The following is a 22051-nucleotide window of genomic DNA, read 5'->3' on the forward strand; positions in this document are numbered from 1 at the left end:
TTCAGCTCTTAATTCGCCAGCAAGTGCGACACAAGCAACCCACGTCGAATTGGCAATAGACGCCAGCGCAAGACGCATCTCGCGTGTTCGACTGACAAAAGTTTGGATGATTTCCCGAGAAACCGGGAGAAGAATGGTGCCGCTTGTCGGATTCGAACTGACGACCTACCGCTTACAAGGCGGTTGCTCTACCAACTGAGCTAAAGCGGCACTTAAGAGAAGCGCTATTTTACTCGAGTCAGATGATTTTTTTTCTTCTGCCCGGGTTTTTTTGGTGTTTTTTCATCAGATTTATCTGATTTAGCCACAGACAAAGGCTGCGGGTCATCAGAGGCGCCCGAAACCGAACGTAAACCAGCTGGCTTGTCATCAGGATCGGTTGAAACGGGCTCATCCTCTTCATCAAGAATGAATTGCACCGCCTCGTTTCCGTCACCCTCAATTTCTGCCAATGGCTTCAGTACTTCAAAGGCCATGCCATGCCCGTTCTCACGCGCATAAATCGCACTGATTTGTTCAATTGGCACAAAAATTTCGCGAACTATCCCGCCAAATCGGGCTTCAAATTCAATCGCCGTATTGCCAAGGCTTAATTTGTTGGTGGCCAAGGGAGACGTGTTCAGCACAATCTCCCCAGCTTTTACAAATTCTTTCGGCACTTGGGTTTTCTCATTCACAGCCACGGCGAGGTAAGGCGTGTAGCCATTGTCGACACACCATTCGTGAATGGCTCGAATCAAATAAGGCTTTGTAGATACTTCAGTCACTGCTTTTTCCTCGACGTGTCCGGATGGCTACTCAGTGAGTATCCAATTAACGACGCATTACCTTTTCTGAAGGTGTCAATGCATCAATAAATGCAGGCTTGGCGAAAATACGTTCCGCATACTTCATCAATGGCGCAGCAGACTTGGGCAGTTCAATACCATAGTGCTCCAAACGCCACAGCAAGGGTGCCAAAGCAACATCAAGCATCGAGAACTCTTCGCCCAGCATGTATTTGCTTTTCACAAACACCGGAGCCAGTTGGGTGAGCTGCTCACGAATTGCCGACTTGGCTTTGTCCATGGCCTTGGGGTTACCTGCTTTTTCCAACACGCTCACATGTTGAAACAGTTCACGCTCAAAATTGAACAAGAACAAGCGAGTACGTGCACGCATCACCGGGTCTGCTGGCATCAATTGGGGATGAGGAAAACGCTCATCAATGTACTCGTTGATAATGTTTGACTCGTACAAAATCAAATCGCGTTCAACCAGAATTGGCACCTGGCTGTAGGGGTTCATCACACTGATGTCATCAGGCCGATTGAACAAGTCAATGTCCTTGATCTCGAAATCCATGCCTTTTTCATGCAAAACAAACCGGCAACGCTGAGAAAACGGGCAGGTTGTTCCAGAGTAAAGAACCATCATAATGTTGTCATCCCAAAACAAAAAATGGCCGGGGCGAGCAAACACCCCAGCCTGTACATGATTAAGCCAAAAAGCTTACTTGATGTCTTTCCAGTAAGCAGCGTTCAAGCGCCACGCAAAAATGGTAAACACGCCAAAGAACAACAACACGATTACGCCCAACTTGAAGCGGTCTTCGCGCACCGGCTCTGCCATGAACACCAGGAAACTGGTGAGATCGGCCATGGCCTGATCGTATTCCACCTGGGTCATGGTGCCTGGCTTGGTCAACTCAAAGCCAACAAACTGCTGAACCGTACCTTCCTTGCCATAACCGGCAGGCACTTCTTCGTACTTGGCTACTTGCTCACCCTGTAGTTCCCACAACACATGGGGCATGCCCACGTTTGGGAAGGCCATGTTGTTCCAGCCGGTTGGCTTGGAGGGGTCACGGTAATAAGTACGCAGGTAGGTGTAAATGTAATCAGCACCAGGACCATTCGCAGAAGCACGTGAACGTGCAATCAGCGACAGGTCGGGCGGTGCAGCACCAAACCATTTCTTGGCATCTTTTGGATCCATCGAAATATTCATGGTGTCGCCCACGTTGTCGGTGGCAAACATCAGGTTTTCCTTGATCTGCTCATCGGTCAAACCAATGTCGCGCAAGCGGTTGTAACGCATGCTTTCAGCAGAGTGGCAATTCAAACAGTAATTGGAAAACAACTTGGCACCGCGTTGAAGCGCGGCCAGGTCGTTCGTCAAGTCAGGCGCTGTGTCCAGTGGGTAATTACTGCCCGCACCGAAAACCAGTGAGGGAACAAGCGCCAACAAAGCCAGTAGTTTTTTCATCATTTAATCCTATCTTCTCCAGTTCGTCGTCCAGTCAGCTTGGTGCGCATGCTTAGTGCGGTTGAAACACAACACGGTCAGGCACAGGCTTGAAGGTGCCCAGCTTTGACCACCAAGGCATCGCCAGGAAGAACAGGAAGTAGTACAGGGTACCAATCTGGGAAACGATTTGGCCAATGTCTGATGGTGGCTTCACACCCAGATAGCCCAACACGATGAAGTTGATTACGAACACCGCGTATATCCACTTGTGCAGCGCTGGGCGATAACGGATTGACTTCACCTTGCTCTTGTCCAGCCATGGCAGGAAGAACAGGATAACAACCGCGCCACCCATGGCCACCACGCCCCAGAACTTCGCATCCAGACCCAGGAACGGGAATGTGATGGCACGAAGAATGGAATAGAACGGTGTGAAGTACCAAACGGGAGCGATGTGCGCGGGTGTTTTCAACGGGTCAGCTGGAATAAAGTTGTTGTATTCCAGGAAGTAACCACCCATTTCAGGCGCGAAAAACACAATGGCAGAAAACACCATCAGGAACACGCCCACACCCAAAATGTCATGCACGGTGTAGTAAGGGTGGAAAGGAATGCCGTCCAAAGGCTTGCCGTTGGCATCCTTCTTTTCCTTGATTTCAACGCCGTCAGGATTGTTGGAACCCACTTCGTGCAAAGCCACCAAGTGCGCAGCCACCAGACCCAGCAACACCAGTGGAATGGCGATCACGTGGAAGGAGAAGAAACGGTTCAGAGTGGCATCGGAAACCACATAGTCACCGCGAATCCAGATGGCCAGATCAGGACCAATCACCGGAATTGCAGAGAAAAGGTTCACGATCACCTGTGCACCCCAGTAGCTCATTTGGCCCCATGGCAACAAGTAACCAAAGAAAGCCTCAGCCATCAGACACAGGAAAATTGCAACACCAAAAATCCAGATCAGCTCACGGGGCTTGCGATAAGAACCATACAACAGGCCACGCATCATGTGCAGGTAAACCACCACGAAGAACATGGAAGCGCCGGTGGAGTGCATGTAACGCACCAGCCAGCCCCACGGTACATCGCGCATGATGTACTCAACGGACTGGAAAGCTTTTGCCGCATCTGGTTTGTAGTGCATGACCAGGAAAATACCGGTCACGATCTGGATGACCAACACCAGCAAGGCCAGTGAGCCAAAGAAGTACCAGAAGTTGAAGTTTTTGGGCGCATAGTACTCGGACAAATGCGCTTTGTAGGTCGAGGTCAGGGGGAAACGCTGGTCAATCCAGCCCAACACGCCTGTTGTTTCGACTTTTTTGTCTGCCGCCATAATTACTACTCCTCGCTCTCAGATGTCAGGCGTTGTTCTCGTCTACACCGATCAACAACTTGGTGTCTGACAAATATTTGTGGGGTGGCACTTCCAGGTTGTCCGGTGCAGGTTTTCCAGCGTAAACGCGGCCAGCCAGATCAAACGTTGAACCGTGACAAGGGCAGAAGAAGCCGCCTTGCCAGTCATCGGGCAGGCTTGGCTGGGGACCGGGTTCAAAACGGGCGGAAGGCGAGCAGCCTAGGTGAGAGCAAATGCCCACTGCAACCAGATATTCTGGCTTGATGGAGCGGTGGGGATTGCGTGCGTACTCGGGGGTCAACTGGTCGGGGCTGCGCTCGGAATTCGGGTCAGCCAACTGGTCATCCAGCTTTGGCAGTGCTTCCACCACGGCTGGGTCGCGACGAACAACCCAAACTGGCTTTCCACGCCATTCGACAGTTTTCATGTCGCCTGGCTGCATGCCAGAAATATCAAGCTCAACTGGCGCACCGGCTGCTTTCGCGCGCTCGGAGGGTGCCATTGAAGTCAGAAACGCGCCACCAGTTGCCGCAGCCGCTACACCACCCGCTGCGCCGCAAGCGATCATCCATACGCGACGTTCTTTGTCTACAGGTTGATTATTGCTCATCAAAATAACCCCGAAAGTAAAATCCAGTGATCCATGCAACCGGAGATTGTACCCCACCAAGCTTAAAACAAGGAACAGTTTTGGGGAGAATTTCCATCAAATGCTGAGTGGACAGAAACATTTGCGGCCATACATTAGAAAACATCTAAACCGCAACGAACAAATCACGGAAAATCACTTCAATACCATAGCGTTGTGCAATCCATTCGCCCAGGGCCTTTACACCGCAACGTTCCGTGGCATGGTGACCGGCACCCAGCAAGCTGACATTGCATTCACGGGCCACATGCACGGCAGGCTCGGACAACTCACCAGTCAAGTACAAATCGGCGCCCTGCAAAGCCGCCTCCTCCACATAACCGGGTGCCCCGCCAGTGCACCAGGCCACGGTCGTCACCTTGCGCTCAGGGTCGCTGTTCCCTTCCACTTGAACATGGTGGCCCAATACACTGCTTACCTGCTGAACCAGTTCACTCAGAGGCTGAGGCTTCGGGAGCACACCCAGATGAACCAAACCCTTGTCGCCCACCACACGGGTGCTGGGCCAACCCAACATTTTGCCCAATTGGGCGTTGTTGCCCAGCTCTGGGTGTTTGTCCAGCGGCAAGTGGTAAGCAAACACGTTCAAGTCATGGCCAAGTGCCAATTGCAGACGCTCCTTTCGAAACCCGGTCACCACTTGGGGGTCGCCTTTCCACATCAGGCCATGGTGTACCAAAATCGCATCGGCATTCAATTCAACCGCCAGCTCAATCAGCGCCCTGGATGCGGTGACACCCGTCAACAGCCGTTGAATACGGGGCCTGCCTTCCAACTGCAGCCCATTTGGGCAATAATCTGACATGCGAGCCTGATCCAGCAATTCCCGCAAGTCATGTTCCAGCACATTCCGATCCACTGAAGCCAACGGCGCACCCCTGCATTCTTGATATGTTGAAAAAACTCTGGCTGACCTTTGCTCAGGCCTTAACCGTACTTCTTGCATTGTATTTCATCACCGAAGTACTACGCCCAGAGTGGGTACCCAACTGGCTGCAAAAGCCGGCTTATCAAACAGCCCAGCCCGAAGGTGTGGCTGGCTACCGCCATGCCGTGGACACCGCCATGCCAGCCGTGGTGAATATTTTTACCAGCAAACGCGCAAACAACTTGCCCAAGCACCCATTTTTCGAAGACCCGGAAATTCGTAAATTTTTCGGCGATGAACTAGAGGAACAGTTTGAGCAAGAAGAGCAAGCCTCTAGCCTGGGCTCGGGCGTCATTGTGAACAGCGACGGTTTGATTGTGACCAACCAGCACGTGGTTGAAGCAGCTGATGAAATTGAAGTCAGTCTGAACGACGGAAGAACAACCAAAGCTGAGCTGGTGGGAACTGACCCTGAAACCGATCTTGCCGTGCTTCGAATCAAACTCGATAACCTACCCAGCCTGAAATTTGCCGCCGATGAAACAGTGCGGGTGGGCGATGTGGTGCTGGCCATGGGCAATCCTTTCGGTGTGGGCCAAACCGTGACCATGGGTATTGTGAGTGCGCTGGGTCGAAACCACGTCGGCATTAACACGTTCGAGAACTTCATTCAAACCGATGCAGCCATTAACCCCGGCAACTCCGGCGGAGCGCTTGTGGATACCGCAGGCAATCTGCTGGGGATCAACACGGCAATTTACAGTCGCTCGGGAGGCTCATTGGGTATTGGCTTTGCCATCCCGGCCAAAACCGTTCAAGGGGTGTTGAACCAGATTGTGCGCACCGGCACGGTGACTCGCGGTTACATTGGTGTAGAACAACAAAACATCACCGAAGAACTGGCCTCGGCATTTGATTTACCGCAAAAAGACGGTGTGATTATTGCGGGTATTGTGAAAGATGGCCCTGCGGACAAGGCTGGCCTGAAAGTGGGCGATATTCTGCTGAAGCTGGACGACAAAAAAATTACTGACACCACACAGATGTTGAACCAGATTGCGGCTTACGCACCAGGTGACAAAAAATCAGTGGAATTGTTGCGTGACGGCAAAACCGAGACCGTCATGATTGAGATTGGCGTGCGCCCAAAGCCTGGTGACTTTTTGAAACGGCCTTGATACATCATCAAGGCCAACCCGCCTGGCTTATGCTCTGATTTATTCCAGAATTTGCTGACGTTGTTTGCCGATAATTTTGGCAAACAGAATACCCACCTCGTACAAAATACAAATGGGAATGGCAAGAAACAGCTGTGACATCACATCGGGCGGTGTCACGATGGCAGCAATTACAAAAGCCGCCACAATCACATACCCACGAATTTCCACCAGTTTTTCTACGGTAACCACACCCAGGTACACCAACACCACCACCACAATGGGCACCTCGAAGGTCATGCCGAAAGCCATGAACATGGTCAGCACGAAGCTCATGTAGGCTTCAATGTCAGGTGCTGGCGTGATGCTTTGCGGGGCGAAATCGTTGATGAAGGCAAACACCTTGCCAAACACAATGAAATGACAAAAAGCAATGCCCACGAGAAACAGCACTGTGCTGGAAAAAATAATGGGCAAAGCCATTTTTTTCTCGTGTTGATACAAACCAGGCGCAATGAAGGCCCAGGTTGATACAACAAGATGGGCAGAGAAATGACAAAGGCCACCATGGCAGTCAATTTCACGGGCACCATGAAGGGTGTGATCACGCCCGTGGCAATCATCTTGGTGCCTTCGGGCAGAGCGCTTTGAATGGGCAAGGCCAACAAATCAAAAATGTAAGCTGCACCCGGGTAGGCCATCAAGGCCACAAACACAATCAAAAAACCAACCACTGCGCGCAACAAACGATCGCGCAGTTCGACCAGGTGACTGACAAAATTTTCTTGCTGACTCATTACCCATGCACCTTGTTATTTGGCCTCTACCTTGGGGGCAGGCCCCACGGGTTGCGCTGGCGCTGGCTCTTCCGCCTTTGGCGGAGATTGTGTGTTTGAATTGACGGTAGCCACGGCGGCCGGCTTGCTACTCTCAAGCTCCGCAATGTCATCTTCGATTGATTTCACGGATTTGTTCAAATCCGCCTCAGTGTCTCGCAAGGTGGTTTGAACGTCACCCTCAACCTTACGGGCAGCAGTCTGCATTTCTGCCTGCAGCTTGCGCAACTCGTCGATTTCCATTTCCCGATTGATCTCAGACTTCACGTCACTGACGTAACGTTGGGCCTTGCCCAACAAATGACCAACCGTTTTGGCCACCTTGGGCAGTTTTTCAGGACCTATCACCAGCAGCGCGATCACTGCGATGATAAGCATTTCCGAGAAAGCAATGTCGAACATGCTGCGCGCCGCAAAAAGGGGAAATTAACTGGAAGATTTCTCTTTGGCTTCGACGTCGATCGTGTCCGACTTCTTGCTGCTGTCGTCGGCCAATTTGGCGGCATTTTGCTCACCTTCCGAACCACCCTCTTTCATGCCATCCTTGAAACCTTTCACTGCACCACCCAGATCGGAACCGATGTTGCGCAATTTCTTGGTGCCAAACACCAACATCACGATGACCAGCACTATCACCCAGTGCCAAATGCTAAATGAACCCATGACTTACTCCTGATATGTTTTTCGTGTCTCGTTGCGTTACAAGGCAGGCATGCCGAGCATAACGCCCAATGGTTTATCACCACCAAGTATGTGCACATGAACATGATACACCTCTTGGCAACCTACCCTTCCAGTGTTCACGATGGTTCTAAAACCGTCATGACACCCTTCTTGCTTGGCCAATTGACCCGCAATGGTCATTATTTTTCCCATCACGGGAATGTCTTCTTCGGTGGCATCGGCCAGCGTGGGAATGTGCTTTTTCGGAATAATCAGAAAGTGCACTGGCGCAGCCGGCTTGATGTCGTGAAACGCGAGGATATCCTCGTCTTCGTATACTTTTCTGCTAGGGATTTCCCCAGCGACAATTTTGCAGAAAATGCAGTCTGACATTTCTTGTTCCTTTCGCGTGAATTTACTGGGGCCGATTGGCCTTCTCAACCAAACCAGACAAACCCATGCGACGGTCCAGTTCGGCCAGCACATCGGCAGCAGTCAAACCGTGCCAACCCAGCAAGACCAGGCTGTGGAACCACAAATCGGCTGTTTCAGCGATCACTTTGGCGGGGTCTTGATCTTTAGACGCCATCACCAGTTCGCAAGACTCCTCACCGATCTTTTTCAGGATCGCGTCCTGCCCCTTGTGGTGCAACTTCGCCACATAGGATTGCTCAGGGCTTGCTTGCTTGCGTGCTTCCAGCACTTCGGTCAAACGCTCGAGCAAATCTCCAGACGCTTTTTCAAGGTCAGCCATGCTTGTTCATTCCTTATTTTTGCCGTACATGTCGGAAGGGTTTTTGAGCACAGGGTCTTTGGCAACCCACTTGGGCTTTTCACCCTGCACACCTTCCAGCGCGTAATAAAAGCAGCTTTCACGGCCCGTGTGGCAAGCAATACCGCCTACTTGCTCCACCATCAGCACCAGCACATCACCATCACAGTCCAGGCGAATCTCCTTCACCTTCTGCTGGTTGCCCGATTCTTCACCTTTGTGCCACAGCTTACCGCGCGAACGTGAAAAATACGTTGCAAAACCAGTGCTGGCTGTAATTTCGAGTGCCTCGCGGTTCATCCAGGCGACCATCAACACGCGTTTGCTGAGGTGGTCTTGTGCAACCACATTCACCAAACCCTTGTCATCGAAACTGACACTGTCCAGCCAATTTTCTGTAATTAATACATCCTTGCTCATGGCGAATGCCCCTTTACAGCCGAACTGTAATGCCGGCCTTGGCCATATGGGCTTTGGCCTGCTGTACAGTGTACTCACCGTAGTGAAATATGCTGGCCGCCAAGACAGCACTGGCTTTGCCCTTGATGACACCATCCACCAGATGGTCGAGGTTGCCCACGCCGCCGCTGGCGATCACGGGAATAGAAACTGCATCGGACACGGCACGGGTCAATTCCAGATTGAAACCGATTTTGGTACCGTCGCGGTCCATGCTGGTCAATAGCAACTCACCAGCACCCAAGGCCTGCATTTTGCGCGCCCATTCAACGGCATCGAGCCCGGTGGGCTTTCGGCCACCATGGGTGTACACCTCCCAGCCTGGTTCGCCATTGCTTTTGGCCTTGGCATCTATGGCCACCACTATGCACTGTGAACCATACTTCGTAGCAGCCTCTCCCACCAAGTCGGGGTTGGTCACTGCCGAAGTGTTGATGCTGATTTTGTCAGCACCCGCATTCAATAATCGGCGCACGTCTTCTACCTTGCGCACACCGCCCCCCACGGTCAAGGGAATAAACACCTGGCTGGCGACAGCTTCGATCACATGCAGAATCAGGTCACGGTCATCGGATGAGGCTGTAATGTCAAGGAATGTGAGTTCATCTGCGCCCTGCTCATCATAGCGACGAGCAATTTCAACGGGGTCACCCGCATCGCGCAGTTCCACAAAATTGACGCCTTTAACCACCCGACCTGCGGTTACATCCAGGCAGGGGATGATACGGCTTGCAAGCATTAGTAGGCTTTTCCGTTTAGTTCATCGGCCAGAGACTGGCCCTTGGCGAAATCGAGCGTGCCTTCGTAAATGGATCGACCACAAATCGCACCCATCACTCCCTCATGCTCAACCGCGCACAACTGTTTCACATCGTCCAGGTTGGTAATGCCACCAGAGGCAATCACCGGGATGGTCAATGCATTGGCCAGGCGAACCGTGGCTTCAATGTTGACACCACCCAACATGCCATCTCGGCCAATGTCAGTGTAAATAATGGCCTCTACGCCATAGCCTTCGTACTTCTTGGCAAGGTCAACCACATCATGGCCGGAAATTTTGCTCCAGCCGTCTGTGGCCACTTTGCCTTCCTTGGCATCCAGGCCCACAATAATTTGACCGGGAAACGCACCGCACGCGTCATGCAGAAAACCCGGGTTTTTACCGCAGCCGTTCCAATGATGACGTAGCTCAAGCCATCGTCCAGGTAACGTTCAATGGTGTCCAGGTCACGAATACCGCCACCCAATTGCACCGGAATGGCGCCGCCCACAGCATCCAGAATGTCAATAATGACACCCTCGTTCACGGGTTTACCCGCAATCGCACCATTCAAATCGACCAGGTGCAAGCGGCGCGCGCCACTTTCAACCCATTTCATGGCCATTTCGACCGGGTCTGCCGAGAAAATGGTGGCATCGTCCATATTGCCTTGCTTCAGGCGAACACATTGACCGTCTTTCAGGTCGATTGCTGGAATGAGTAACATGAGACTGTGTTGTTAACTATTCAAGTGAGTGGAAAAAATAATCGATAAAAACTCAGGGGTTCCATCTTAAAAAATTGGAATACAGCCTTAAGCCGTCCTCCGCACTTTTTTCAGGATGAAACTGTGTTGCAAAGATGTTATCCCGTGCAATGGCGCAGGTAAAGCGAACACCGTAGTCTGTTTCACCCGCAACGTGGTCCGGGTTGACAGGATTGACGTGATAACTGTGAACAAAATAAAACCATGCGCCGTTCTCAATGCCCGCCCACATGGGGTGCTCCGTGCGCTGGTTCACCTGGTTCCAGCCCATGTGGGGCACTTTCAAGCCACACTCCACAGTCAGGCGGGGGTCAAACTTCACCACGTCACCCGCAAACAGGGAAAGGCATTCGGCAGGACCCTCGGCGCTGCGCTCCATCATCATTTGCTCGCCAACGCACACGCCAAACAAGGGTTTTGATTCAGCAGCGCGGTACACGGCTTGCATCAAACCCGACTCCCGAAGCGCTTTCATGCAATCGGGCATGGCGCCCTGCCCAGGCAACACCACCCGGCTGGCCCGATCAATCAGAGCGGGGTCGTCGGTGATCTGGATTTCCTGATTGTCGAGCTTTACATGTTGCAAGGCTTGGGCCACCGAACGCAGGTTGCCCATGCCGTAATCAACAACGGCAACTAGACTCACAAAGCACCTTTGGTACTGGGAATGGCACCCTGTTGACGTTCATCGATGGCCACCGCCATGCGCAGGGCACGTCCAAAAGCCTTGAACACAGTTTCACACTGGTGGTGTGAGTTCACACCTTTCAGGTTGTCAATGTGCAAGGTGCACAGGGCGTGGTTCACAAAACCCTGGAAAAATTCAAACACCAAATCCACATCGAAGGCGCCAATGCTGGCCCTGGTGAACGGAATATCCTGATGCAAACCGGGACGCCCGGAGAGGTCGATCACCACGCGCGACAGGGCTTCGTCCAGCGGCACATAGCTGTGGCCGTAACGAACAATTCCTTTTTTGTCGCCCAAGGCTTTCGTGAATGCCATGCCCAGCGTAATGCCGGTGTCTTCCACAGTGTGGTGAGCATCAATGTGCAGGTCACCCTTGGCCACAATGTGAAGATCGAACAGGCCGTGGCGCGAAATTTGTTCCAGCATGTGGTCCAAAAATGGCACACCCGTGTCGAGGTGGCGTTCACCCGTACCGTCCAGATTGATTTTCACGGTGATCTGGGTTTCCAGGGTATTGCGGGTAACTTCTGCGGTTCTCATGATTGTCTAAAAAGTTATGCGGCCTTGGTGGCCACTTCGTCGATGGATTCTTGAACAGCCACCAAAAACTGCTGATTCTCTTGCTCAGTGCTCACGGTAACGCGCAAGCAGTTTTGCAACAAGGGGTGGGCCTTGCCCACATATTTCACCAAGATACCCTTGTTTTTCAGGGCTTCAAAGACTTCAAGCGCATTCGGGATGCGGAAAAGCACAAAATTGGCGTAAGAATCAAACACTTCAACGTCGCCATTGGAGGTCTTCAGGTTTTTCAATGAATCGGTCAGCACATCGCGCTGATCGCGTAACAGCTTGGCCTGGGCCTCAAAGGCTTCAAAATGCTCGAGCGCAAACTGAACCGCAATTCGAGTGAGTACATTCACGTTGTACGGCGGGCGTACTTTGTCGATTTGCTCAACCCAGGCGGGGCTGGCCACAGCATAACCCAAACGCGCGCCGGCAAGGCCGAGCTTGGAAAAGGTACGCAGCACCAGCACATTTGGGAATTCAAGCACCCGGGCCATGAACGATGCATCGGCGAAAGCCTCATAGGCCTCATCCACCACCACCAAGCCAGGCGTGGCCTCAATAATCTGCACAATTTCAGCTTCGCGCAACGCCACACCGGTGGGGTTGTTGGGGTAGGCCAAAAACACCACTTTGGGCTTGTTGGTTGCGATCGCTTTCAGCATGGCCGGCATGTTCAGCGTGAAGTCGGGGTTCAGGTCAACCCCCACAAAACGGGCATGGCTCCATTGGCTGTACACGGCATACATCACGAAGGTGGGCACGGGCGACAGCACCGCATCACCAGGCATGCAGCAGGCACGAATGATCAGATCAATCAGTTCGTCGGAACCATTGCCAAACAGCACATGGGCCGCTTTGGGAATGGCCGTGCAGGCGCGCAAAGCTGCTTCCAGCTCAAGTGCCTTGGGCGCGGGGTATCGGTTCAGCTCCGCAGTTTTTAATTGCTGCGCAAGCTCATCCAGCAAAGCTGCAGGCATGCCCTGGGGGTTCTCCATGGCATCCAGCTTTAACATGCCAGCCGAGGGGGCCACCACATAAGCACTGGTGGCCTGCACATCCGCGCGAATGGTTTTTTGTAGAAGGCTCATGGGATGCTTAATCTGCCTTTCTGAATTTCGGGCCTACGCGGTACTCGGCAGAGCGCGCGTGGGCGGGCAGGCCTTCGCCATAGGCCAACTCGGCAGCCACTTCACCCAAAGTGCTGGCTCCTTCACGGCTGGCAAAAATAATGCTGCTGCGCTTCTGAAAGTCGTACACACCCAAGGGTGAGCTGAACCGTGCGGTACCCGCAGTGGGCAACACGTGGTTGGGGCCTGCGCAATAATCGCCAAGCGATTCGCTGCTGTAGGGGCCCATGAAAATGGCACCGGCGTGGCGTAACTTCCCAACCCAGGCGTCCGGGTCTTGCACACTCAATTCCAGGTGCTCGGGTGCAATCTGATTGCTAAGCTCGCAGGCTTCGTCCATGTCTCGCACCTGTATCAAGGCACCGCGATTTTTGAGCGATGTAGCAATCACGGTGGCACGCGGCATGGTGTCCATGAGGCGTTTGATACTGGCCTGAACATTGTCGAGAAATTCCTTGCTGGGGCTCAGCAGAATGGACTGTGCCATTTCGTCGTGTTCAGCCTGGCTAAACAGGTCCATGGCGATCCAGTCCGCATTGGTGCTGCCGTCGCAAATCACGAGAATTTCAGAGGGACCAGCAATCATGTCGATGCCGACTGCACCAAACACGCGGCGCTTTGCTTCGGCCACATAGGCATTGCCCGGGCCCACAATTTTGTCCACACGCGGCACGGTTTGCGTGCCATAGGCCAATGCAGCCACCGCCTGCGCCCCACCAATGGTGAATACGCGGTCAACACCAGCCAAGTGCGCAGCGGCCAACACCATTTGGTTTTTTACGCCACTGGGTGTGGGCACCACCATGATCACTTCTTTTACGCCAGCCACTTTGGCGGGTACGGCATTCATCAGCACGGAAGACGGGTACGCCGCCTTGCCACCGGGCACATACAAACCGGCGCGATCAAGCGGCGTGACACGTTGCCCCAGGCGGGTGCCGTCGGCCTCGGTGAATTCCCAGCTTTCTGCCACCTGGCGCTCGTGAAATGCACGCACGCGTTGGGCAGCCACTTTCAAAGCCTCGCGCTGGGCAGAATCGAGGGTGTCGAAGGCTTGCTTCAATTCGGCTTGCCCAATTTCAAGCTCAGCTGCGCTATTGACCTTCACTCGATCAAACTTCTCGGTGAACTCAAGCAAGGCTTCATCGCCACGTTTTCGCACTGCATGAATAATGTCTGCCACCGCACCTTCTACATGCGGATCGCGTTGTTCTTCATAGGCGAGCAATGCACGAAACTGCTCGGCAAAGTTGGCATCTTCTGTAGACAATCGACGAATTTGGGAAGACATTGTTTACTACCTTTAAAATTTCACGCTACTGCTTGGGTGAACACGTCCAGAATCGGCTGCAAAGCCTCGTACTTCATTTTCAATGCCGCCTGGTTGACCACCAAACGGGAAGATATTTCACAAATTTCCTCAACCTCGACCAACTTATTGGCACGCAAGGTTGAACCAGTGCTGACCAAATCGACGATGGCATCTGCCAGGCCCACCAGTGGCGCCAGTTCCATGGAGCCATACAACTTGATTAGGTCCACATGCACACCGCGATTGGCGAAGTGCTCGCGGGCACTGTTGACATACTTGGTAGCGATGCGCAAACGCGCACCCTGCTTGACTGCGCTGGCATAGTCAAAGCCTTCAGGCGCCGCTACACACAAGCGGCATTTGGCAATGTTCAAATCGAGCGGTTGATACAAGCCCGCACCGGAATGTTCAATCAGCACGTCTTTTCCGGCCACGCCCAAATCGGCGGCCCCGTGCTGCACATAGGTGGGTACATCGGTTGCGCGCACGATGATGATTTGCACATCGGCACGGTTGGTACCAATAATGAGCTTGCGCGATTTTTCGGGGTCCTCGGACGGCACAATGCCCGCTTTCTCCAGCAGGGGCAGCGTTTCCTCAAAAATGCGTCCCTTGGACAGGGCCAGTGTAATCATTGGGCTACTCTCGTCACATCTGCGCCCAGTTTGCGCAGCTTCTCTTCCATTCTGTCATACCCGCGATCCAGGTGATAAATACGGTCAATTCGCGTTTCATCGCTGGCAGCCAAACCAGCAATCACCAGGCCAGCAGAGGCGCGCAGGTCGGTGGCCATCACTGTGGCACCATCCAGCCGCTCAACGCCTTTGATAATCGCCGTGTGGCCTTCAATTTCAATATTGGCACCCAATCGCACCATTTCCTGAACGTGCATGAAGCGGTTCTCAAAAATGGTTTCGTTCACCACTGCGGTGCCATCGGCCACACAGTTCACTGCCATCAGCTGGGCCTGCATGTCCGTGGCAAAGCCGGGAAATGGCGCTGTGCGCGCACCCACTGCCTTGGGGCGCGTATTCATGCTGGCATGAATTTTTGTGCCGTCCACTTCAATGCTCACACCCGCCGTGCGCAGCTTTTCTATGGTTGCGTCCATGCTGTCTGCGTCGGTGTTGTTCAAGGTAATGTTGCCACCGCAGGCTGCCACAGCACACAGAAAGGTGCCCGCCTCAATTCGATCAGGCATCACTTGGTATTCGCAACCATGCAGCTTTTCAACGCCATGAACGGTAATGGTGTCTGTGCCAATACCTTCAATTTTTGCACCCATTTTTACCAGCATCTTGGCCAGATCCACCACTTCGGGCTCGCGGGCGGCGTTTTCGATAATGGTAGTGCCTTCTGCCAAAGCGGCTGCCATCATCAGGTTCTCGGTCCCGGTCACAGTCACCATGTCGGTCACAATGCGCGCGCCCTTCAAACGCTTGGCCTTGGCGTGAATGTAGCCCTTTTCAATGGTAATTTCGGCACCCATGGCCTGAAGACCCTTGATGTGTTGATCAACAGGGCGCTGGCCGATGGCGCAACCACCCGGCAAACTGACGCTGGCCTCACCGAAACGGGCCACCAAGGGGCCCAGCACCAGAATACTGGCGCGCATGGTTTTCACCAGATCGTAACTGGCGATGGGCTCAGAAATTTCTTCTGCACGCAAGGCCAGTTGGTTTTCACCATGCCAAAAACACTGAACACCCATGGAGCCCAGCAAGCGCAGGCAGGTGTTGATGTCGCGAAGACGCGGCACATTGGTAATGGTGACCGGTTCAGCGGTCAGCAAACTTGCACACAAAATGGGCAAGGCCGCATTCTTCGCGCCAGAAATCGACACTTCTCCGTGAAGCGGCTTTCCGCCACGAACCAAAAATGAATCCATTAAAGGGCAGTCCTTTTTACACTTGTTGTTGAGCCCATTCGGCGGGCGTCAATGTTTTCATCGACAGGGCGTGAATCTCTGCACGCATTCTGTCACCCAGTACTGCATACACTTTTTGATGGCGCTGAATGGCACGCAGTCCTTCAAACGCACTGGCCACGATGACCGCCTCAAAATGCTGACCGTCACCAGACACGGTGAGGTGCTCACATTCCAAGCCCTGCGCAATATAGCCGCGAACGGTTTCAGGCAACAACATGATTTTTCCTATCCTTTTGATTCAACAGCACTATTATCCCCTCAATTTGTAACCAGAGGTCACCATACGCATCGCAATCACAGTCAAAACAGCCCAGGCAGACAAGCCAATGGCCAGGCTGAACCAGGGACTAACATCGCTTACCCCAAAAAAACCATAGCGAAAACCGTCGATGAGGTAGAAAAACGGATTGAAATGCGACACGGTTTGCCACACAGCGGGCAAGGAGTGGATGGAATAAAACACACCCGACAAAAAAGTGGCCGGCATGATAATGAAATTCTGGAAGGCCGCCAACTGGTCAAATTTTTCAGCCCAAATACCGGCAATTACACCCATGGTACCCAGCAAGGCTGAACCTACCAATGCATGCACAAGAATCCACACCGGGTTGGACACATGCAGGCCGACAAACGCCACCGTGACCAGCAAAACCCCCAAGCCAACAGCAATGCCACGGGCCATGGAGGCCAGAACATACGCCGAGAAAAACTCGAGATGGGACAATGGCGGCAACAACACAAACACCAGGTTGCCAGTAATTTTTGATTGAATGAGGCTGGAGGATGAGTTCGCAAACGCATTCTGAAGCACCGACATCATGACCAGGCCGGGCACCAGAAAGGCTGCGTAACTGACGCCGGGGTAAGGTTCTACCTTGCCATCCAGTACATGCGAGAAAATCATGAGGTACAGCAAGGCTGTAACCACCGGGGCCAGCACAGTTTGAAAGCTGACTTTCCAGAAGCGCAGAATTTCTTTCTTGAACAGGGTTTGCCAACCAGTCATTTGGCACCCCCGCTCATCAGTTGCACAAATACCTCTTCAAGATCTGGCTTTTCGATGCTGCACTCCAATACGTCCAAGTGGTCTTTGCGGCATTGAGCCAGTATTTGCTCGATTTCGGCAGGGCCATTCAATGCCAGCGTATAACGCCCCTCGCTCACATTGGCTTTCAATACCTTGGCTTGCAGGCTAGCGGGCAGTACACCATTCAACTGCATGTTCAGGGTTTGATTGGCATGCTTTTTCAGCAGGTTGGGCGTGGTGTCCACAGTCAGTACCTCGCCCTTTTTCAACATGGCGATGCGGTTGCACAAGGTTTCTGCCTCCTCAAGGTAATGCGTGGTCAGCAGAATTGTGTGTCCCTTTTGGTTCAGGCCAGCAATGAATTTCCAAAGCGTTTGACGCAGTTCCACATCAACACCTGCAGTAGGCTCGTCCAGCACAATCACCGGCGGCTTGTGAACCAGGGCCTGGGCAACCATCACACGGCGCTTCATGCCACCCGACAAGGTGCGCATGTTGTTGTCGGCCTTGTCCATCAGGCTCAGCGAATGCAATAGTTCGTCAATCCAGTCGTCGTTCTTTTTCAAGCCAAAGTAGCCTGACTGAAAACGCAAGGTTTCCCGCACCGAAAAAAACGGGTCAAAAACCAGTTCCTGGGGCACGATGCCAATGCTTCGGCGCGCATCGCGAAACTGATCCACCACGTCAAAACCCATGACCTTGGCTGCGCCCGCACTGGCCCGGCTTAGACCCGCAATAATATTAATCAGTGTGGTTTTGCCGGCGCCATTGGGGCCGAGCAAGGCGAAAAATTCCCCTTCCTGAACTGTGAGCGACACATTGTTCAAGGAACGGAATTCACCAAAATATTTGGATACCGAGCTTAGCTCTAGTGCAAACGACATGACTTCTCGCACCCATGAAAGGTGCTACAGGTTTTAGGAGAAGAGAGATTGTACTCCGTAGGCAGCAATCAAACTGTTCAGCTGCGCAGGAGGATGTTGGAGTTCAAGGGTTTTGTCTGATTTAAGCACTCGCTTGGCCGCGAGAATAAAGGCCAATGCGGTGGAGTCCACGTGCCTGACTGCTGAAAAGTCGATGACATGGTCGCCCAAGGCGAATGCCTTGGCGACCTCGGCGATCACTTGGTCTCCGTTGCGAACGGTAATTTGATCAGCCGACACCTTCATATCAACCCTTCGCGTTCAGGGTTTTCAAGGTTTGAATCAAACCATCTACCCCTGAGTTGGAAAGCACAGTGCCGAACTGGGCTTTGTAGGAATCAACCAACCACAGACCCAACACACTCAGGTCATAAATCAGCCATTTGCCGTCTTTCTTTTCGACACGGTAAGCCAAATCCACGGGTGGAGCGCCTTTCTGAAGAACGCGGCTATTCACGATCACATCCGTGTCTTCCGGGCGAGCTCGCAGACGGTCTACCTGCAGGGTTTGATCACCCACCTGCGCCAAAGCGCCGGAATAGGTTTTCACCAGAAGGGTGCGAAACTCTTTGGTAATTTGCTCGCGCTGCTCTGGCGTGGCTTCGCGCCAAGGCCGACCCACCACCAACTGGGTCATTTTCCGAAAGTTCACGTTGGGCATCACTTTCTGGTCAATCAGGGCATCCAGCTTTTTGGGGTCAGCCAACAGTTCCTGCTTGCGTGCCTTGATCTCAGCCAGCACTTCATTGCTGAACTTTTCAACAAACTCATTGGCAGGCATGTCCTGCGCCATGGCTGGCTGGGCAATCAGGCCAAAACCCAAAGCTGCGGCCGCAACCCATTGAAATAACTTGTTCACTGCAATATTCATGATTCTTCCAAAATGCTTGTGGTTAGTCTAAAAACGCAATACCTACCCAAGGGTTGACCACCCCAAAGCCAATCAGTTCAACAAACCCAAGCCAGACTTGGCCCGCTCGCTTTGCTGCAGGTCGATTGGCAAGCCAATGGGTGAATTTGAGTCGGGCTGTGCATTCGAAGCCGCGCTGCCTGGTTTAATCTGCATCAACGCAGCCTTGAAGGGTGGAAAGGACTCGGGAATGTGGCTACGCGACTCTTCCTCGAAATCCTCGTAGCCTTGCTCATCGGGGTCAGGGGCACCATCTCGCACCAAACTGGCACGGCGCTTCAAGTAGGCGTCGCGCACAAAAGCATATTGGTCCAGTGCCACGCGTTCTACCAGGTCAGTAGCTGGCAACAGTCGCGCACGGGTGTTCACCACGTTCACAACCAGCAAACTGTTACGCACCCTGACGTCGTCATAGTGATAAAGCGGATCGAGCGGCGCATCGACAAGCCGGGCAGGTGCGTCACGCAAGGTGCTGGGCCCCAAGAGAGGCAACACCAGGTAAGGGCCTGAACCAACTCCCCACACGCCCAAGGTTTGACCAAAATCCTCGTCGTTTTTCTGGAATCCCAGTTCTGTGGCCACGTCGGCCAAACCCACAATTCCGATGGTTGTATTCAGGGCAAAACGCGTGATGTCGCTGCCTGCTGCCTTGGGCTTGCCTTGCAGCAAGTTGTTGACCGCGACGCTGATGTCATCGAGATTGGAAAAGAAATTTCCGATCACAGTTTTGATTTCTGGCGGCGTTACCTTGTCGTAACCCTGCGCCAGTGGCTTCACCACCGCCTTGTCAACCACTTGGTTAAATCCGTCAACAGAACGGTTGAATCCTTCCAAGGGGTCTGACTCAGAAGGGGCGCGCATGCTGGTGCATGCGCTGGACAAGCCAAGCACGCCTAGCAGCAAAATCACTTTTCGAATGGACATTAACACTTCAAATCCCCTTCATCACTTTTCGGAGTCGCCTTCCGAGGCTTTGCTAAACAGAAACTGGCTAATCAGGTTTTCGAGTACCACCGCAGACTGAGTACGCGCAAACTTCTCGCCACCCGCCAGGTTTTCCAGGTCGCCACCTGCTTCAATACCCACATATTGCTCGCCCAGCAAGCCTGAAGTGAGAATTCTAGCCGAAGAGTCCTTGGGAAACTCGAAGCCCTCCTCCAAATCCAGGGACACGACTGCTCGGAATGTGACTGGATCAAGATTGATGTTGGCCACGCGCCCCACGGTAACGCCCGCACTTTTGACCGGCGCACGGGGCTTTAGACCACCGATATTGTCAAATTCAGCTGTCACCCGGTATTGGTCACCTGTGGTGAAAGAACTCAGGTTGCCTGCCTTCAAGGCGAGAAATACCAGAGCAAGTGCACCAATCAGCACAAACAGGCCCACCCAAAAATCCACTGCCGTGTTCTTTTTCATACCTTCAATCCGTTAAATACTGAACATGAGTGCTGTAAGCACGAAATCGAGACCCAAAATGGTCAGGGAAGAAATCACCACTGTCCGGGTAGTCGCCCTGGAAACACCCTCAGGCGTGGGCTGGCAGGCGTAGCCCTGAAACAGGGCAATTGAGCTTACAGCCACACCAAACACCACGCTTTTGATCACGCCGTTGAGAATGTCATCGCGTACATCGACGCCCGCCTGCATTTGAGACCAGAATGCACCAGCATCCACGCCAATCAGCAGCACACCCACCACATAACCACCAAAAATACCCACGGCACTGAACAAACCCGCCAGCAGTGGCAGGGAAATGAGGCCCGCGATCCAGCGAGGCGAGACAATACGCGCCTTTGGATCAACTGCCATCATTTCCATGGCAGTCAGCTGCTCCCCTGCTTTCATCAGACCAATTTCAGCAGTTAGCGACGTACCAGCCCGGCCTGCGAACAACAAGGCAGAGACCACCGGACCCAATTCACGCACCAGTGACAAAGCAACCAAGAGACCCAAGGCCTGTTCGGCACCATACCTGTTCAAGGTGTAATAACCCTGCAAGCCCAAAACGAAACCGACAAAAAGCCCTGAGACCACAATGATAACCAGAGAGTAATTGCCGATGAAATGAACCTGATCAATGATGAGGCGGGGGCGCAACAGGGCTTTGGGAAGCAACATGAACAAGGTGCCCACGAAACGCGCGAAAATTCCCAAGCCAGCGATTGTGGCAATAACACCGGCACCCAGACGGGAAACCAAGAGGACCGGATTCATGCAAAGTCCTCCTGTAAGTTGCGCGCGGGGTAATGAAACTTCACTGGCCCCTCAGGCAAGCCTTTGATGAACTGTTGAACATACGGATCCTGATTGGCCTCCACTTCAGCAGGGGCGCCCTGTGCCAGCACCTTGCCGTTTGCAATCACGATGACATGGTCGCTGATTGCAAACGACTCGTGAATATCGTGTGTGACCACCACCGAGGTGGCACCCAAAGCATCATTCAGCGTGCGAATGAGATTCGCCGTAATACCCAATGAAATCGGGTCAAGCCCGGCAAAAGGTTCGTCGTAAAAAATCAGTTCTGGATCCAGAGCAATTGCGCGCGCCAAGGCCACTCGCCGGCTCATGCCACCGGAAATTTCTGACGGAAAAAGATTGCTGGCTCCTCGAAGACCCACCGCCTGCAACTTCAATAGCACCAAATCGCGAATGGCCGCCTCGGGAAGGTTGGTGTGTTCGCGCAGCGGAAAGGCCACATTCTCGAAAACGTTCAAGTCAGTGAACAAGGCACCAAACTGAAAAAGCACACCTATTTTTTTCCGAAATGCATACAGTTGCTGCGTGCTTGCAGTCACCACATTTTGGCCGAGCACTTGAACTTCACCCCGATTCACCGGGTACTGGCCGCACATGAGACGCAGCAAAGTAGTTTTGCCCGAACCGGAGCCACCCATGACAGAAACCACTTTGCCCTTGGGAATGTCCAGCGAAATGTTTTCCAGAATGAGGCGATCGGCATAGCCGAAATCCACGTTTTTTAATTGAGCAACAAAGCCCATGGGGGCTCCTTAATAAGCGAATACGAATTTGGGAGCTATTGTACCCC

General features: G+C 52.9%; 28 protein-coding genes, 1 tRNA gene and 2 pseudogenes. 1 reads left to right on the forward strand and 30 read right to left on the reverse strand.

The features are described from left to right. Window positions 1–134 precede the first annotated feature (134 nt). The 7 genes from BSZ31_RS02255 to BSZ31_RS02285 form a co-directional block, all read right to left on the reverse strand. Window positions 135–210: transfer RNA gene (locus tag BSZ31_RS02255), tRNA-Thr, on the reverse strand. Between the two features lie 14 nt (window positions 211–224). Continuing rightward, complete coding sequence (locus BSZ31_RS02260; protein ID WP_105027365.1) at window positions 225–767, reverse strand: ClpXP protease specificity-enhancing factor; 543 nt, start codon at window positions 765–767, stop codon at window positions 225–227. Between the two features lie 46 nt (window positions 768–813). Further along, entirely contained in the window at window positions 814–1416 is a 603-nt protein-coding gene (locus tag BSZ31_RS02265) for a glutathione S-transferase N-terminal domain-containing protein (protein WP_105029704.1), read from the reverse strand. A gap of 75 nt (window positions 1417–1491) precedes the next feature. Continuing rightward, window positions 1492–2247: a cytochrome c1 gene (locus tag BSZ31_RS02270; protein WP_105029705.1), complete on the reverse strand. Its 756-nt coding sequence runs from the start codon at window positions 2245–2247 to the stop codon at window positions 1492–1494. Window positions 2248–2299: 52 nt separating this feature from the next. Next, complete coding sequence (locus BSZ31_RS02275) at window positions 2300–3565, reverse strand: cytochrome bc complex cytochrome b subunit (RefSeq protein WP_105027366.1); 1266 nt, start codon at window positions 3563–3565, stop codon at window positions 2300–2302. Window positions 3566–3590: 25 nt separating this feature from the next. After that, window positions 3591–4196 carry a ubiquinol-cytochrome c reductase iron-sulfur subunit gene (gene petA / locus BSZ31_RS02280; protein WP_105027367.1) on the reverse strand — a complete coding sequence of 202 codons (606 nt, stop codon included), beginning with the start codon at window positions 4194–4196 and terminating at the stop codon, window positions 3591–3593. A 145-nt stretch (window positions 4197–4341) separates the two neighbouring features. Further along, complete coding sequence (locus tag BSZ31_RS02285; protein WP_105029706.1) at window positions 4342–5094, reverse strand: Nif3-like dinuclear metal center hexameric protein; 753 nt, start codon at window positions 5092–5094, stop codon at window positions 4342–4344. A gap of 32 nt (window positions 5095–5126) precedes the next feature. Here BSZ31_RS02285 and BSZ31_RS02290 point away from each other — a divergent pair, with 32 nt between their 5' ends. Then, the gene (locus BSZ31_RS02290; RefSeq protein ID WP_105027368.1) at window positions 5127–6281 is read left to right on the forward strand and encodes a S1C family serine protease; all 1155 of its coding nucleotides are present in this window, start codon (window positions 5127–5129) and stop codon (window positions 6279–6281) included. Window positions 6282–6320: 39 nt separating this feature from the next. On the opposite strand, the pseudogene tatC reads toward BSZ31_RS02290, so the two are convergent. From tatC to BSZ31_RS02400, 23 genes and pseudogenes are all read right to left on the reverse strand, one after another. Then, window positions 6321–7057, reverse strand: a pseudogene (gene tatC, locus BSZ31_RS17730) (twin-arginine translocase subunit TatC). Between the two features lie 15 nt (window positions 7058–7072). After that, window positions 7073–7498 (reverse strand): Sec-independent protein translocase protein TatB, encoded by a 426-nt coding sequence (tatB, locus tag BSZ31_RS02300; protein WP_105027369.1) that lies wholly within the window; start codon window positions 7496–7498, stop codon window positions 7073–7075. 24 nt (window positions 7499–7522) lie between these two features. Then, on the reverse strand, window positions 7523–7759 hold the full coding sequence (gene tatA, locus BSZ31_RS02305) for a Sec-independent protein translocase subunit TatA (RefSeq protein ID WP_105027370.1): 237 nt from the start codon (window positions 7757–7759) through the stop codon (window positions 7523–7525). Between the two features lie 36 nt (window positions 7760–7795). Then, the gene (locus BSZ31_RS02310; RefSeq protein ID WP_008247901.1) at window positions 7796–8152 is read right to left on the reverse strand and encodes a histidine triad nucleotide-binding protein; all 357 of its coding nucleotides are present in this window, start codon (window positions 8150–8152) and stop codon (window positions 7796–7798) included. A 22-nt stretch (window positions 8153–8174) separates the two neighbouring features. Beyond that, entirely contained in the window at window positions 8175–8513 is a 339-nt protein-coding gene (locus BSZ31_RS17210; protein ID WP_240605624.1) for a phosphoribosyl-ATP diphosphatase, read from the reverse strand. A 6-nt stretch (window positions 8514–8519) separates the two neighbouring features. Then, complete coding sequence (gene hisI, locus BSZ31_RS17215) at window positions 8520–8951, reverse strand: phosphoribosyl-AMP cyclohydrolase (protein WP_240605625.1); 432 nt, start codon at window positions 8949–8951, stop codon at window positions 8520–8522. Between the two features lie 13 nt (window positions 8952–8964). Beyond that, window positions 8965–9729, reverse strand: a complete 765-nt coding sequence (gene hisF / locus BSZ31_RS02320; RefSeq protein WP_105027371.1) for an imidazole glycerol phosphate synthase subunit HisF — start codon at window positions 9727–9729, stop codon at window positions 8965–8967. Further along, a pseudogene (hisA, locus tag BSZ31_RS02325) lies at window positions 9729–10477 on the reverse strand (1-(5-phosphoribosyl)-5-[(5-phosphoribosylamino)methylideneamino]imidazole-4-carboxamide isomerase). The gene hisF and the pseudogene hisA overlap by 1 nt, the downstream one beginning before the upstream one ends. Window positions 10478–10529: 52 nt before the next feature. After that, window positions 10530–11162 carry an imidazole glycerol phosphate synthase subunit HisH gene (gene hisH / locus BSZ31_RS02330; RefSeq protein WP_105027372.1) on the reverse strand — a complete coding sequence of 211 codons (633 nt, stop codon included), beginning with the start codon at window positions 11160–11162 and terminating at the stop codon, window positions 10530–10532. Beyond that, window positions 11159–11746, reverse strand: coding sequence for an imidazoleglycerol-phosphate dehydratase HisB (hisB, locus tag BSZ31_RS02335; RefSeq protein ID WP_171035109.1), 588 nt, complete (start codon window positions 11744–11746; stop codon window positions 11159–11161). Before hisB ends, hisH begins: the two co-directional genes overlap by 4 nt. Window positions 11747–11760: 14 nt before the next feature. Beyond that, the gene (hisC, locus tag BSZ31_RS02340; protein ID WP_105027374.1) at window positions 11761–12861 is read right to left on the reverse strand and encodes a histidinol-phosphate transaminase; all 1101 of its coding nucleotides are present in this window, start codon (window positions 12859–12861) and stop codon (window positions 11761–11763) included. A 7-nt stretch (window positions 12862–12868) separates the two neighbouring features. Beyond that, the gene (gene hisD, locus BSZ31_RS02345) at window positions 12869–14191 is read right to left on the reverse strand and encodes a histidinol dehydrogenase (protein WP_105027375.1); all 1323 of its coding nucleotides are present in this window, start codon (window positions 14189–14191) and stop codon (window positions 12869–12871) included. A 20-nt stretch (window positions 14192–14211) separates the two neighbouring features. Then, entirely contained in the window at window positions 14212–14847 is a 636-nt protein-coding gene (hisG, locus tag BSZ31_RS02350) for an ATP phosphoribosyltransferase (protein ID WP_008247881.1), read from the reverse strand. Next, window positions 14844–16100, reverse strand: a complete 1257-nt coding sequence (gene murA, locus BSZ31_RS02355) for a UDP-N-acetylglucosamine 1-carboxyvinyltransferase (protein ID WP_105027376.1) — start codon at window positions 16098–16100, stop codon at window positions 14844–14846. Before murA ends, hisG begins: the two co-directional genes overlap by 4 nt. 16 nt (window positions 16101–16116) lie before the next feature. Continuing rightward, on the reverse strand, window positions 16117–16359 hold the full coding sequence (locus BSZ31_RS02360) for a BolA family protein (protein WP_369907255.1): 243 nt from the start codon (window positions 16357–16359) through the stop codon (window positions 16117–16119). Between the two features lie 33 nt (window positions 16360–16392). Next, window positions 16393–17148: an ABC transporter permease gene (locus BSZ31_RS02365; RefSeq protein ID WP_105027378.1), complete on the reverse strand. Its 756-nt coding sequence runs from the start codon at window positions 17146–17148 to the stop codon at window positions 16393–16395. Continuing rightward, complete coding sequence (locus tag BSZ31_RS02370; protein ID WP_105027379.1) at window positions 17145–18053, reverse strand: ABC transporter ATP-binding protein; 909 nt, start codon at window positions 18051–18053, stop codon at window positions 17145–17147. The genes BSZ31_RS02365 and BSZ31_RS02370 overlap by 4 nt, the downstream gene beginning before the upstream one ends. Before the next feature lie 33 nt (window positions 18054–18086). Beyond that, a complete protein-coding gene (locus BSZ31_RS02375) occupies window positions 18087–18338 on the reverse strand; it encodes a lipid asymmetry maintenance protein MlaB (RefSeq protein WP_105027380.1) in 252 nt (83 codons plus the stop codon). A gap of 1 nt (window position 18339) precedes the next feature. Beyond that, complete coding sequence (locus BSZ31_RS02380; protein ID WP_105027381.1) at window positions 18340–18963, reverse strand: phospholipid-binding protein MlaC; 624 nt, start codon at window positions 18961–18963, stop codon at window positions 18340–18342. Between the two features lie 72 nt (window positions 18964–19035). Beyond that, the gene (locus BSZ31_RS02385) at window positions 19036–19926 is read right to left on the reverse strand and encodes a VacJ family lipoprotein (protein ID WP_105027382.1); all 891 of its coding nucleotides are present in this window, start codon (window positions 19924–19926) and stop codon (window positions 19036–19038) included. A gap of 21 nt (window positions 19927–19947) precedes the next feature. Next, window positions 19948–20421, reverse strand: coding sequence for an outer membrane lipid asymmetry maintenance protein MlaD (mlaD, locus tag BSZ31_RS02390; RefSeq protein WP_105027383.1), 474 nt, complete (start codon window positions 20419–20421; stop codon window positions 19948–19950). Window positions 20422–20433: 12 nt separating this feature from the next. Next, window positions 20434–21219, reverse strand: coding sequence for a lipid asymmetry maintenance ABC transporter permease subunit MlaE (mlaE, locus tag BSZ31_RS02395; protein WP_105027384.1), 786 nt, complete (start codon window positions 21217–21219; stop codon window positions 20434–20436). Next, window positions 21216–22004 carry an ABC transporter ATP-binding protein gene (locus BSZ31_RS02400; RefSeq protein WP_105027385.1) on the reverse strand — a complete coding sequence of 263 codons (789 nt, stop codon included), beginning with the start codon at window positions 22002–22004 and terminating at the stop codon, window positions 21216–21218. The genes mlaE and BSZ31_RS02400 overlap by 4 nt, the downstream gene beginning before the upstream one ends. Window positions 22005–22051: the final 47 nt, after the last annotated feature.

Source organism: Limnobacter sp. SAORIC-690, from assembly GCF_002954425.1.
Classification (GTDB): domain Bacteria; phylum Pseudomonadota; class Gammaproteobacteria; order Burkholderiales; family Burkholderiaceae_B; genus Limnobacter; species Limnobacter profundi.